Below are 14,329 nucleotides of genomic sequence, written 5' to 3'. Positions count from 1 at the left end.
GCGGGGTTTTCTTGGTCTGTATGTCCGTCTGGCCTATTCCGGCTTGATCGTTTTGAGCAGATCGGCAATCGAAACTTCGACCGTTGGGCGGATATCCTTACGCCACAGGGCAAAAGCCACGTTTGCTTCGATGAAGCCCGACTTCGAGCCGCAGTCGAATGTCCGGCCATGGTAATCGAAGCCGAAGAACTTCTGCTGATCGGCAAGCTTGAGCATGGCGTCGGTCAGCTGGATTTCATTGCCTGCACCCTTTTCCTGCTTGCTCAGCAGCTCAAAGATTTCTGGCTGAAGAATGTAGCGGCCATTGATATAGAGATTGGAAGGTGCGGTGCCCTTGGCTGGCTTTTCAACCATTTGGTTGATCTCAAAGCCGTTGCCGATCGCATTGCCCTTACCGACGATGCCGTATTTATGGGCTTCTTCAGGATCGCATTCCTGCACAGCAATCACATTGCCGCCGGTCTGCTCATAAAGCTCGACCATTTCCTTGAGGCAACCCTTCTTCGACTGCATGACCATATCTGGTAAAAGCAGTGCGAAAGGCTCATCGCCGACCAGTTCGCGTGCGCACCAGACCGCATGGCCAAGGCCGAGTGGAACCTGCTGGCGGGTGAAGCTGGTGGTGCCTGGCTGCGGCTGCAATTCCTGCAGATGCTCAAGCTCAGCCTTCTTGCCGCGTTCGGCAAGCGTGGAATAAAGCTCAACCTGTGCGTCGAAGTAATCTTCGATGACGGCCTTGTTGCGTCCGGTGACGAAAATCAGATGTTCGATACCGGCCTCGCGGGCCTCGTCCACCACATACTGGATGACTGGCTTGTCGACGACGGTAAGCATTTCCTTGGGGATGGACTTTGTCGCTGGAAGAAAGCGGGTCCCAAGACCGGCGACCGGGAATACTGCCTTACGGATTTTGCGGATCGAACTCATTCGTCTCCTCGATTTGTTACAAACAGCGTTGTGCTATCAAAGCATTGAAACCATTGCATTTCAAATAGGGCGTTTTCATTAAGGAATGACGAAATTCCGTCTTTTTCCTTATCACATTCGATGACCTGACCTTAATCTTACTTGATTCAAATATTTCATAAAAGTTCAGGCAATTTTTTTCGTAAATCGCGCCATGGTAAACCAAATGCTAACCTGAAGCCTATAATTTTAAACCTCATCAGGGTCGGCCCCAAATTCAACACTGGATAGTATTAGCGACTTAATGCAATCTGACTGAAACAGGCTCGGCATGAAAGGCAACTCGCCGTTAGGCACGGCAAAATATGATTGCAGAAGGGAAACACAGAATGCTGCGATTTCCATTCACTCTGGGACGAGGAATGCGCGCCAAGATTACAGCAACCGTTGCGGTGGCAATGCTTGCATCTGGGCTGACGACTGGCAGCGCTTTCGCTGATGCCAATTTCCGAAAATGGGTTTCCAGTTTCCGCACCACGGCTGTTCAGAATGGCGTATCGCCATCGACATTCGACCGTGCGTTTCGAGGCGTCGATTCGCCCGATCCGGAAGTGCTGCGCAAAGCGCGCTTTCAGCCGGAGTTCAACGAGCCTGTCTGGAACTATATCGACAACCGCGTGAATGAGCATTCCGTGGCTGTGGGTCAGAGCATGGCGAAAAAATGGGGCCCGTGGCTCCAGCGCATCGAACAGCGCTTCTCGGTTGATCGCAATATCCTGCTGGCCATCTGGTCGATGGAAAGCAATTACGGCGAAATCCTCAAGCGCGACGACGTTATGATGGATACGATCCGCTCGCTGGCGACGCTCGCCTATGCCGATCAGCGCCGCGCCAAGTTTGGTCGCACGCAGCTGATCGCCGCCATGAAAATTCTCCAGACCGGCGATATCGACCGCGGACATCTGACTGGCTCTTGGGCAGGCGCGATGGGCCATACCCAGTTCATCCCGACAAGCTATCAGGCCTATGCAGTCGACATGGATGGCAATGGCAAGCGCGATATCTGGAATTCGGTTCCCGATGCTCTTGGCACCGCGGCAAACCTTCTGCACCGCAATGGCTGGCAGCCGGGCCGCACATGGGGTTATGAAGTTCAGCTTCCAGCTGGACGCAAGTTCCCATCCGGTTCGCTTTCGGCTGCTGAATGGCAGAAGCTCGGCGTCGTCCGCGCCAATGGCCGTCCGTTCCCGGATGCCAATGAGAAGGTTACTCTCAAGGTACTTGATGGTCGTCAGGGTCCAGCCTTCCTGATGGGCAAGAACTTCTTCGTCATCAAGCGCTATAACAACGCCGATAAATATGCACTCGCCGTTGGTCTGCTTGCAGATCGCATTGGTGGTTATCAGGGCTTGCGTCAGGACTGGAACCGTCCTTTCACGCCAATCACCATGAATGAGCGGGAAGAATTGCAGACGCATCTCAAGGCGCTCGGCTATTACGACGGCAAGATCGACGGCAAGATCGGCTCAACTTCGCGCAAGGCGATTGAAGCGTTCCAGCAGCGCAATGGCTTGCAGCCAGACGGGCATCCAAGCGCGGAAGTGCTTTCGGTTCTCCGCCGCCGTTAAAAGCCGCTTTAAAGGTATGGAGCGTACATTTGATGTACGCTCCTTTTTCTTTTTGGCGATGGGCGCTACAATTCTGGAAGCAGGAAGGTAAGAACAATGCACGCAAAGCAGTTCAAAAACACGGCTTTCAGCGTTTTAGCAACGATGCTCGTTGCCTTCGCCATTGTTCTCACCGCCTTGTCATCTGCATTGGCACAGGAACGCCCCCGCACAATTTTCGACCTGCTGTTCGGCCCCAAGAAGGCACAGCCACAGCAGCAATATGAGCAGCCAAAACCACAACGTGTGCGCCCGGCCAAACCCAAGCGCGCCCCAAAAGCAACGCCCGCAGCCCGCTCAGCCCCCGCGCCTGCCCCGCAGCCCGAAGTCAATTTCGTTGAAAAGAAGCCGGATGCCAAAAAGGTTCTCGTGGTGGGTGACTTCATCGGCAATGGTCTTGCGGAAGGGCTCGACGTTGCCTTTGGAGCCAATCCGGATTTGCGGATCGTCAGCCGTATCAACGGCTCATCAGGCTTTGTCCGCGACGACCATTTTGATTGGCCTGCCAGCATCGGCAAGATACTCGAAGAAGAAAAGCCCGCCGCTGTCGTCGTGATGATCGGTTCAAACGACCGACAGGCGATCATCGCCAAAGGGCAAAGTCTTGCGGCTCGCTCGCCCGAATGGACGGCAGAATATCAGAACCGCGTTTCCAAGTTCATGAAGGAAATCACGGATAAGAAATATCCACTGATATGGGTTGGACAGCCACCGTTCCGGCCACGCGGCATGTCGCAGGATATGCTTGCGCTCAATGAAATCCATCGCACCACATCCGAAAAGGCAGGCGCGAAGTTTGTCGATGTTTGGGACGGTTTTGTCGATGAAGAAGGCAATTTCAGCCAGACCGGCTTCGACATCAACGGACAGACAGCGCGTCTGCGCGGTAATGATGGGATCAACACCACCACTGCCGGCAAACGCAAACTCGCTTTCTACGCAGAGAAGCCTCTAAAGGCGCTATTCGGCGACATTCGCGACAATGAGCAATTGCTGCCCACCGCCGGAAAACAGGACCCTTCCAAGCCGGTTGATCGTATTGCGCCGGTGAGTCTGCGTGACATTAACCGCGACAATAGCGGGGTTTTGCTGGGCGGAACGCTGGCATCGCGCAAAAAGGATGAGAAAAAGCCGTCAGCAGAGCGAAAAACTGCTCCCGGCAGGGCAGATGACTTCAGCTGGCCGCAAAAAAGCGTAAATCCCTGATACTTAAACAGAATAATGGCCGAGCAGACCGTCTTTTACTGAAAATGCGGTGAAATGTGCGGCATTTCTTCGCCTAATTGCTATATTTCTCTTAGTTCACATTACAGATTTCCTCGTCTATCAGAAGCCTGTTGTCCGTTCCGGGCATGATTTTGAGGGTGCGTCCCCGACGCGACCGCAATGCATAAGAGGCATCTGAATGAATATTGCATCGAAGCCTCCCGTTGAGAACAACCGGGAGGAGGAACCCCATCTTGCACGCAATCTGTCCAATCGACATCTCCAGCTGATTGCCATTGGTGGCGCAATCGGCACGGGCCTTTTCATGGGTTCGGGCAAGACCATCTCGCTCGCGGGACCATCCATTCTGCTGGTCTATGCGATCATCGGCTTCATGCTGTTCTTCGTGATGCGCGCGCTGGGTGAAATCCTGCTGTCCAATCTCGAATATCGCTCATTCGCTGATTTCGCAGGCGACTATCTCGGCCCATGGGCACAGTTCTTCACTGGCTGGACCTACTGGCTCTGCTGGATTGTAACCGGCATTGCCGATGTGGTGGCTGTTTCGGGCTATGTATCGTTCTGGTATCCGGAACTGGCTCTGTGGATTCCGGCGCTTGGCCTGATCGGCGTGTTGCTGCTGCTGAACCTGCCAAACGTGCGCAACTTCGGTGAAATCGAATTCTGGTTTGCGCTGATCAAGATCGTTGCAATCGTCGCGCTTATTCTGGCTGGCGCTTATATGCTGATCACGAATTTCACGCTGCCAAATGGTACGCAGGCTTCGGTCACGCATCTGTGGGCAAATGGCGGGTTCTTCCCGAACGGCTTCTTCGGCTTTGTGGCAGGCTTCCAGATCGCGGTTTTCGCTTTCGTGGGTATCGAGCTGGTTGGTACGGCCGCGGCTGAAACCGAAAACCCGACGCGCAATCTGCCAAAGGCAATCAATTCGATCCCGATCCGTGTCGTGCTTTTCTATGTTGGTGCGCTGTTCGTGATTATCACGGTCATTCCGTGGGATCAGGTCGATCCAAACTCCAGCCCGTTCGTGGCCATGTTCTCGCTGGCAGGACTTGGCATTGCCGCCCATGTCGTCAACTTCGTGGTGCTGACTTCGGCAACGTCGAGCGCCAATTCCGGCATCTACTCGACCTCGCGCATGATCTATGGTCTGGCAACATCACGCCTCGCACCGCAGACACTCGGCAAGCTTAACAGCCGCAAGGTGCCAGTGAATGCGCTGTTTTTCTCCTGCATCTTCCTGCTTGCAGGTGTTGTGCTGCTTTATGCAGGCCAGAGCATCATTGAAGCCTTTACCATCGTCACGACGATTTCAGCGCTTCTCTTCATCTTCATCTGGTCGATCATTCTTGCGTCCTATCTTCAGTATCGCCGCAAGCGTCCTGATCTGCATGAAAAGTCGACCTTCAAGCTGCCGGGTGGACGCGCTTCCGTCGTCATGGTGTTTGCTTTCTTTGCCTTCATTCTCTGGGCGCTGGCACAGGAACAGGACACGGCAGCGGCACTCAAAGTAACACCGATCTGGTTTGTGTTCTTAGGCATTGTCTATCTGGCAATTCGCAAGAAGCGCCAGCAAAGCTAACATAAAAAGCAAAAAAAGTCCGGCTTAAAGCCGGGCTTTTTATTGAGACGACGTTTTAATTACCGAGGCAATACGGACGATCCCATCAGATCTGCGTCGATAGCATGAGCTGCTTGACGGCCTTCACGAATTGCCCAGACAACAAGCGACTGACCACGGCGCACATCGCCTGCTGCATAAAGCTTGTCGACATTTGTGCGATAGTCTTGCTCATTGGCCTTCACGGAAGTCCCACCGCGACGATCCGTTGCGATTTCGAGCTTATCGCCAAGTTCCTTCACCACGCTATCTTCGCCCGGACCGAAGAAGCCGATGGCGATGAAAGCAAGATCAGCCTTGATGAAGAACTCAGAGCCAGCAATCGGCTTGCGCTTTTCATCAACCTGGCAGCACTTCACGTGAGTGAGTTTGCCGTCTTCGCCGATGAATTCAAGCGTTGCCACCTGAAACTCGCGATTAGCACCTTCAGCCTGACTGGAAGACGTACGCATCTTGGTTGCCCAATAAGGCCAGACGCTCAGCTTGTCTTCTCTTTCAGGCGGCTGCGGGCGAATATCGAGCTGCGTGACATTGACCGCGCCCTGACGGAAAGCCGTGCCTACGCAGTCAGAAGCCGTATCACCACCGCCGACAACGACGATATGCTTGCCACCGGCAAGGATTGGAGCTTCGTGCCAGGCGACGGATTCAATGCTTTCGCGGCCAACACGACGGTTCTGCTGAACGAGGTAAGGCATGGCATCATGCACGCCTTCTAGATCTGCACCCGGAATACCGGCTGGACGCGGCTTTTCGGAGCCGCCCGAATAAAGCACCGCATCATAGGTATCGAGCAGACCGCGCAGCGGCTTGTCGACGCCGATATTTACGCCGCAAAGGAAGCGGACGCCCTCACCTTCCATCTGCGTGACGCGACGGTCGATCAGGTGCTTTTCCATCTTGAAGTCAGGAATACCATAACGCAGCAGACCACCCGGACGGCTTTCGCGTTCATAGACATCGACCATGTGACCAGCACGTGCCAGCTGCTGAGCGGCCGCAAGACCTGCCGGGCCAGAACCGATGATCGCGACCGACTTGCCGGTCTTCTGCGCTGCTGGCTGCGGAACGATATAGCCAAGCTCATAGGCCTTATCGCCGAGTGCCTGTTCAACGGTCTTGATCGCAACTGGCGCATCTTCAAGGTTCAGCGTGCAGGCTTCTTCACAAGGCGCCGGACAAACACGACCCGTGAATTCCGGGAAGTTGTTGGTCAGATGCAGGTTGCGGATCGCCTGATCCCAGTTGTTGTTATAGACGAGATCGTTCCAGTCAGGGATCTGATTGTGCACAGGGCAGCCCGTTGGACCGTGACAGAACGGGATACCGCAATCCATGCAGCGTGCCGCCTGCTTCTGCACTTCACCGTCCGTCATGGGAAGCGTGAATTCGCGAAAGTGACGAATGCGATCCGATGCTGGCTGGTACTTTGCTACCTGCCGATCAACCTCAAGAAAACCAGTAACCTTACCCATTATTCCATGCTCCTATCGCGGTGCTATTCGCCATTTCAGGCGCACAAGCACCGCGTCTTGATTATGAGTTTTATTCCGCTGCAACGCCGATCTGCATGCGTTCCATCTCTTCGAGAGCGCGACGATATTCGACCGGCATGACCTTCACGAATTTCGGGCGATAGCTCTCCCAATTGTCGAGAATGTCCTTGGCACGCGTAGAGCCGGTGTAATGCAGATGGTTGGCAATCAGCTGCACCAGACGTTCTTCGTCGTGGCGCGTCATGTTTGCCGATACATCCACACGGCCCTTGTGCATCAGGTCGCCGCCGTGATGGTGCAGCTTTTCGAGGATGTCATCCTCTTCCGGCACCGGTTCCAGCTCGACCATCGCCATGTTGCAGCGCTGTGCAAAGTCACCTTCTTCATCCAGCACATAGGCGACACCGCCCGACATGCCGGCTGCAAAGTTACGGCCAGTCTGACCGATAACGACAACGACACCGCCCGTCATATATTCGCAGCCGTGATCACCCACGCCTTCGACAACTGTCACCGCACCGGAGTTACGCACTGCGAAACGCTCGCCTGCCACACCGCGGAAATAGCACTCGCCTTCAAGCGCACCGTAAAGCACGGTATTGCCTGCGATGATCGAGTTTTCGGCCACAATACGCGTGTCTTCTGGCGGACGTATGACAATGCGACCACCCGAAAGACCCTTGCCGATATAGTCGTTGCCATCGCCAATGAGTTCAAACGAGACACCGCGTGCAAGGAAGGCACCGAAGGACTGGCCAGCCGTACCGCGCAGGGTAACGGCAATGGTGTCATCCGGCAGACCCTTGTGGCGGAAACGCTTGGCCACTTCACCCGAAAGCATCGCACCTGCCGAACGGTCCACATTCTTGATGTCTACATCGATCTTGACCGGTGTCTTGTTTTCAAGCGCAGGCATGGCCTGAGCAATCAGCGTTCGATCCAGAACATCTTCAATCGGATGATGCTGACGTTCGGTCCAGAAGATTTCGTGCTTCTCGGCTTCCGGCTTGTAGAAGATACGGCTGAAGTCGAGACCCTTGGCCTTCCAATGATCGATCATGGTCTGCTTTTCGAGCAGTTCCGTTTCGCCGATAATCTGCTCAAGCTTGGTGAAGCCCATGGCTGCAAGAAGAGCGCGCACTTCTTCTGCCAGATAGAAGAAGAAGTTGATGACATGCTCAGGCGTGCCCTTGAAGCGCTTGCGCAGAACAGGGTCCTGCGTGGCAACGCCCACAGGGCAGGTGTTGAGATGACACTTGCGCATCATGATGCAGCCAGCGGCAATCAGCGGAGCGGTCGAGAAACCGAACTCGTCGGCACCGAGCAGCGCACCGATCACCACGTCGCGACCGGTCCGAAGACCGCCATCGACCTGCAGCGCAATGCGTGAACGAAGACCGTTCAGCACCAGCGTCTGATGGGTTTCGGCAAGGCCGATTTCCCATGGCGAACCAGCGTGCTTGAGTGATGTGAGCGGAGACGCACCTGTGCCGCCATCATAGCCGGACACGGTGATGTGGTCGGCGCGTGCCTTGGCAACACCAGCCGCAACCGTACCAACACCCACTTCCGAAACCAGCTTAACCGAAATATCAGCAGCCGGATTGACGTTCTTCAGATCATAGATCAGCTGTGCCAGATCTTCGATCGAGTAGATGTCATGGTGTGGTGGAGGTGAAATGAGGCCAACGCCCGGCGTCGAGTGACGTGTCTTGGCGATGGTCGCATCGACCTTATGGCCCGGCAGCTGACCGCCTTCACCAGGCTTTGCACCCTGCGCAACCTTGATCTGGATGAGATCGGAGTTGACCAGATATTCCGTCGTCACACCGAAGCGGCCCGATGCCACCTGCTTGATCGCAGAGCGTTCTGGGTTTGGCGTACCATCCGGCAGCGGATAGAAACGATCCGGCTCTTCACCGCCCTCACCCGTGTTTGACTTGCCGCCAATGGCGTTCATCGCACGCGCAAGCGTGGTGTGAGCTTCACGCGAGATCGAGCCGAACGACATGGCGCCGGTCGAGAAGCGCTTGACGATATCGACCGCCGATTCAACCTCTTCAATGGCAACCGGCTTGCGACCACTTGCTTCCGCAAAGCGGATATCAAACAAGCCACGAATGGTCTTTGCCTGCGCCGCCTTGGAGTCGAGCATGGACGTATATTCGGTGAATGTATCGGGGTTCGAAGTACGGACGGCGTGCTGCAGTTTCGCTACCGCATCCGGCGACCAGAGATGTGCTTCGCCACGCATACGGTAGGCATATTCGCCACCAACTTCGAGCGCTGTCAGCAGAACCGGGTCGTTGCCGAATGCATCGGTGTGACGGCGCACGGTTTCTTCCGCGATTTCGTCAAGACCAACGCCTTCGATGCTCGTTGCCGTGCCAAAGAAAAACTGATCGACAAAGCTCGTCTGCAGGCCGACCGCATCAAAAATCTGCGCGCCGCAATAGGACTGGTAGGTCGAGATGCCCATCTTGGACATAACCTTGAGAATGCCCTTACCGATCGACTTGATGTAGCGCTTGACCACTTCATATTCATCGACTTCCGGCGGGAATTCGCGACGGCGATGCATGTCGAGCAGCGTGTCGAATGCGAGATACGGGTTAATTGCTTCGGCACCATAGCCTGCGAGGCAGGCGAAATGATGCACTTCGCGCGGTTCACCCGATTCAACGACCAGACCGACCGATGTACGAAGGCCCTTGCGGATCAGGTGATGGTGGACAGCAGCCGTTGCCAGCAGAGCCGGGATCGGAATGCGATCCGGACCAACCTGACGATCCGACAGGATGACGATGTTATAGCCGCCATGAACCGCTGCTTCCGCACGGTCGCACAGGCGTTCAATCGCGCCCTGCATACCGTTAGCGCCTTCGCCGACATTATAGGTGATGTCGAGCGTCTTGGTATCGAAGCGATCTTCCGTGTGACCGATGGAGCGGATCTTTTCGAGATCGCCATTGGTCAGGATCGGCTGACGCACTTCCAGACGCTTGCGGCGCGATGTGCCAACAAGATCGAAAATATTTGGGCGCGGTCCGATGAAGGAGACAAGGCTCATCACCAGCTCTTCACGGATCGGATCAATCGGCGGGTTTGTGACCTGCGCGAAGTTCTGCTTGAAATAGGTGTAGAGCAGCTTCGACTTGTCAGACATGGCCGAAATCGGCGTATCCGTACCCATCGAGCCGATGGCTTCCTGACCAGTTGTGGCCATTGGCGACATCAGAAGCTTGGTGTCTTCCTGGCTGTAACCGAATGACTGCTGACGGTCGAGGAGGCTTACATCCTTGCGCAGCGCGCGAGGCTCAACCGGGTTCAGATCTTCCAGAATAAGCTGCGTGTTGGAAAGCCACTGCTTGTAAGGATGCTTCTGTGCGATCTGTGACTTGATTTCCTCATCCGAAACGATGCGGCCTTCTTCCATATCGATGAGCAGCATACGGCCTGGCTGAAGACGCCACTTCTTGACGACCTTCTTCTCTTCGACAGGCAGAACTCCTGCTTCCGAAGCCAGAATGACGAAATCATCGTCAGTCACAATATAACGGGCCGGACGCAGACCGTTACGGTCCAGCGTCGCACCAATCTGGCGACCATCGGTAAAGGCAACGGCAGCAGGACCATCCCATGGCTCCATGAGGGCCGCATGATATTCGTAGAACGCGCGGCGTTCGTCCGACATCAGCTTGTTGCCCGACCATGCTTCCGGGATCAGCATCATCATCGCATGTGCGAGGCTGTAGCCGCCCTGATGCAGGAATTCGAGCGCGTTATCGAAGCAGGCGGTGTCTGACTGGCCTTCGTAGGAAATCGGCCAGAGCTTGGAAATATCGTTGCCGAACAGCTCCGAATCCACCGATGCCTGACGGGCAGCCATCCAGTTGACGTTGCCGCGCAGCGTGTTGATTTCGCCGTTATGCGCAACCATGCGATATGGATGCGCCAGACGCCATGACGGGAAAGTGTTGGTCGAAAAGCGCTGGTGAACGAGCGCCACAGCACTTTCAAAGCGCGGATCTTTCAAGTCGTTGTAATAGGCACCAACCTGATAGGCCAGGAACATGCCCTTATAAACAACTGTGCGCGCCGACATGGAGACGATATAGAAGCCCTTATCGTCGCCCTCGTTTTCCTGATAGATGCGGTTGGAAATGACCTTACGCAGCACGAACAGGCGACGTTCAAAATCATCGTCGGTTTCAATAGTCGCGCTACGGCCGATGAAAACCTGAACATGGAAAGGCTCGGTCGCGGCAATTTCAGGAGCCTTCGATAAAGACTCATTATCAACCGGCACCTGACGGAAACCGATGAAGGTCTGGCCTTCAGCAGCGATGACTTCCTTGATGATCTCTTCGATATGCGCGCGCAATTCCGCATCGCGCGGCATGAACAAATAGCCTACGGCATAATGGCCCGGCTGCGGCAGGTCGATGCCCTGACGCGCCATTTCTTCGCGGAAAAAGCGATCTGGAATCTGCACCAGAATGCCCGCACCGTCGCCCATCAGAGGGTCGGCGCCAACCGCACCACGATGGGTGAGGTTTTCAAGCATCTTGAGGCCGTTTTCGACAACCTGATGCGACTTCTGACCCTTCATATGCGCAATGAAGCCAACACCGCAGGCGTCGCGTTCGTTGCGTGGATCATAGAGACCTTGGGCGGGGGGAGTACCCGCCGAAGTTCGCGTTTTTCGGGTTGCATTGGTGGAATTGGTCGCAGCTTTGACCGTTCCGTTCTGACCGTTGTGTAAATCCACATGCGATACAGATGGCGTCAAATGCGGCATCGTCATTCCCTCCAGTGAGCGCGCAACCCTGCGCGATACGATAATGAACCGGAACGGCTATTCGTTCCGAACTGTTTTAGTCGCGCATCTCATCCGAAAACCGCTTCGCACTTTTCGGGATGCGCTGTGTCTCGCCGTGCGTCTGATCCCAAAACCGCTTCGCACTTTTTGGGACGCACTTTAGTCTGTGTATGGAAAGCCTTATCGAAAAGGCGTTGGACGACGTTCCGGGGCCGATGGCACAGCCATCGAAAGGAATATTGTTTTGGCGCCTTAGTCTTTCAGGCTCGACAAGCGACCTCGGCCCGCATTGCGGCGCACCAAACTCCCCTGTCTCATTAAGCATCGCATTCTGCCGGGTTATCCCGATCCGCGCGGCACTTTCTTTCTGCAACTGACGGAAGCTTTGACAAGAAACCTGACGATCACAGTGATGAATTGGACAGCAAGGGTGAATTAGTCAGCATTGCTGTCCTAATCACGTATGACAGAATTCAAATTCGCTCACAAGATGGAAACATGATTTTTTCGAGCCAATTGCGAAACAAAGTGTCGCAGATATTCACTATTGCATCATTTAATTACGTTTGATGCTAGTTGCGTCAGTTTGGCGCGCCTGGCGCCCCTCACGGGAAGCTCTAAAAAGTGACAGATGCTGCTCGCTTTTTAGCGTCAACAGGCCTTACGCCTGTTACCGAGTCCGGTTATAGACCTTTGCTATAAGGTCCTACCGCCAGCGGAGAACATCGTGCATTTTGCTTCAGACAATTGGGCAGGCGCCCACCCGAAAATCGCTGAAAGTCTTTCCCTTCATGCAAACGGATTTGCTGCAGCCTATGGCGCCAGCGAAATCGACAAACGCGTGGAACAGCGTTTCAACGAATTGTTCGAGCGTGAAGTCGCGGTCTTCTTTGTCGGCACAGGCACGGCGGCAAACTCCTTGGCGCTCGCCAGCGTCAACCGTCCGGGCGGCGTTTCACTCGTCCATCGCGAAGCGCATGTGATCGAAGATGAATGCGGTGCGCCTGAATATTTCACCGGCGGCGCACGTCTGCATCCGATTGATGGCGCGATGGGACGTATCGATCCTGAATTACTCAAGCGCGAACTCAAGCGTTTCAATCCGGCTTTCGTTCATGCTGGTCAGCCGATGGCGGTCAGCATCACGCAGGCCACGGAAGTCGGCACACTGTATCAGCCTGAACATATCGCGACGATCTCGCAGATTTGCCGCGATGCGGGCCTGCCTCTGCATATGGACGGCGCACGTTTTGCCAACGCGCTTGTATCCCTTGATATGACGCCAGCCGAGATGACGTGGAAACAGGGCGTCGATATTGTTTCCTTTGGCGGCACCAAGAATGGTTGCTGGTGCGCAGAAGCGCTGGTCTTTATGGACCCGGCCCGCGCACGCGACCTGCCTTTCATCCGCAAACGTGCAGCACAGCTTTTCTCAAAGACGCGCTTTATTGCAGCACAGTTTGATGCCTATCTTGCAGACGATCTCTGGATTGACCTTGCGAAGCATTCCAATGCGCTCTCCGCGCGTCTCGCCCGTCACATTGATGCATCCAGCCAGATGCGGCTCGCATGGAAGCCGGAAGCCAACGAGGTTTTCGCAATCATGAAACAGTCAGTCTATGACCGCCTGCGCAGTGCGGGTGCGATCTTCTATGACTGGAACCCGCCGCATTCGGAAGTCAACCGTATCAGCGAGGGCGAAATCTTCGCGCGCTTCGTCACGAGCTTTGCCAATACCGAAGAAGAAGTCGATCAGTTCGGCAAGCTTATCGCTTAGAGCGCGTATCCCAAAAGCAAAAAAGCGGCGCTTAATGCGCCGCTTTCTTTATATATAGTCTTCAGCAGAGATTAGTGGGCAGTTTTCGTTTCGATCTGCTGGGCTTCACCAACCGATGCTTTGCTGACTTCAATCTTGCGCGGTTTCATCTGTTCAGGGATTTCGCGCTTGAGATCGATATGGAGCAAGCCATTTTTGAGGCTGGCACCAGCGACTTCAACAAAGTCTGCAAGCTGGAAGCGGCGCTCGAAAGCACGCGAAGCAATGCCGCGATAAAGCACTTCACCGGTTTCAGAAGCATCGTTCTCGGCCTTCTGGCCCTTCACGGTCAACTGATTGCGATGGGCTTCGATTTCGAGTTCGCTTTCCGAAAAGCCTGCAACGGCCATGGTGATGCGATAGGTGTTCTCACCGGTCCGCTCAATATTATATGGCGGATACGACTGCGAACCTTCAGGCGATGCGAGCGTGTCGAGCATCGAGGAGAAGAGACGGTCGAAACCAACGGTGGAACGATAGAGCGGGGAAAAATCAACGTGACGCATGTGTAAGCCCTCCTTAAGAGCGACATAATGCATTGGTTTGGCGGCAGAACTCCCATTCTGGCGAATTCTTCGTGCCGGCGATCCCGTTATCGGCGACCGCAAAACTTAATTGGGAATGCCCCTTTTTCATTTCAAGGCTGATTTTATTGTGTCTTGCATAAAACGCTGTCGGGGCCGCGCGTGAAAGCCGAGAATATAGTTACACGGCTTATCACTTAGCGTAACAACTCCTGATCGCTTGGACCCCGGAAATTGGGGGTTACGCCAT

8 protein-coding genes are annotated in these 14,329 nt (G+C 54.8%); 4 read left to right on the top strand and 4 right to left on the bottom strand.

What is annotated here, in order from left to right; all coding sequences use genetic code 11:
• Positions 1-33: 33 nt before the first annotated feature.
• The gene (galU, locus tag ABWV94_RS09725) at positions 34-927 is read right to left on the bottom strand and encodes a UTP--glucose-1-phosphate uridylyltransferase GalU (protein ID WP_084479833.1); all 894 of its coding nucleotides are present in this window, start codon (positions 925-927) and stop codon (positions 34-36) included.
• A 368-nt stretch (positions 928-1,295) separates the two neighbouring features.
• Here galU and ABWV94_RS09720 point away from each other — a divergent pair, with 368 nt between their 5' ends.
• The 3 genes from ABWV94_RS09720 to ABWV94_RS09710 all read left to right on the top strand — a co-directional run bounded on the left by ABWV94_RS09720 (position 1,296) and on the right by ABWV94_RS09710 (position 5,382).
• The gene (locus tag ABWV94_RS09720) at positions 1,296-2,534 is read left to right on the top strand and encodes a lytic murein transglycosylase (protein ID WP_007877180.1); all 1,239 of its coding nucleotides are present in this window, start codon (positions 1,296-1,298) and stop codon (positions 2,532-2,534) included.
• A gap of 96 nt (positions 2,535-2,630) precedes the next feature.
• Positions 2,631-3,779: an SGNH/GDSL hydrolase family protein gene (locus ABWV94_RS09715; RefSeq protein WP_353413437.1), complete on the top strand. Its 1,149-nt coding sequence runs from the start codon at positions 2,631-2,633 to the stop codon at positions 3,777-3,779.
• 199 nt (positions 3,780-3,978) lie between these two features.
• The gene (locus ABWV94_RS09710; protein WP_007877184.1) at positions 3,979-5,382 is read left to right on the top strand and encodes an amino acid permease; all 1,404 of its coding nucleotides are present in this window, start codon (positions 3,979-3,981) and stop codon (positions 5,380-5,382) included.
• Positions 5,383-5,441: 59 nt separating this feature from the next.
• Here the strand turns inward: ABWV94_RS09710 and ABWV94_RS09705 are convergent, their stop codons facing one another.
• Both ABWV94_RS09705 and gltB read right to left on the bottom strand, forming a co-directional pair.
• Positions 5,442-6,896 (bottom strand): glutamate synthase subunit beta, encoded by a 1,455-nt coding sequence (locus ABWV94_RS09705; RefSeq protein ID WP_079213212.1) that lies wholly within the window; start codon positions 6,894-6,896, stop codon positions 5,442-5,444.
• Between the two features lie 70 nt (positions 6,897-6,966).
• The gene (gltB, locus tag ABWV94_RS09700) at positions 6,967-11,718 is read right to left on the bottom strand and encodes a glutamate synthase large subunit (protein ID WP_007877189.1); all 4,752 of its coding nucleotides are present in this window, start codon (positions 11,716-11,718) and stop codon (positions 6,967-6,969) included.
• A 748-nt stretch (positions 11,719-12,466) separates the two neighbouring features.
• On the opposite strand from gltB, the gene ABWV94_RS09695 reads away from it, so the two are divergent.
• A complete protein-coding gene (locus ABWV94_RS09695; RefSeq protein WP_007877192.1) occupies positions 12,467-13,516 on the top strand; it encodes a threonine aldolase family protein in 1,050 nt (349 codons plus the stop codon).
• Between the two features lie 71 nt (positions 13,517-13,587).
• Here the strand turns inward: ABWV94_RS09695 and ABWV94_RS09690 are convergent, their stop codons facing one another.
• Entirely contained in the window at positions 13,588-14,061 is a 474-nt protein-coding gene (locus ABWV94_RS09690) for an Hsp20 family protein (protein WP_007877193.1), read from the bottom strand.
• Positions 14,062-14,329: the final 268 nt, after the last annotated feature.

Origin of the sequence: Brucella sp. NBRC 12953 (assembly GCF_040369775.1) — a bacterium.
GTDB classification, from domain to species: Bacteria; Pseudomonadota; Alphaproteobacteria; order Rhizobiales; family Rhizobiaceae; genus Brucella; species Brucella pseudogrignonensis.
Note: the sequence above shows the minus strand (reverse complement) of the source record. Positions and strands in the feature narration are given on the sequence as shown.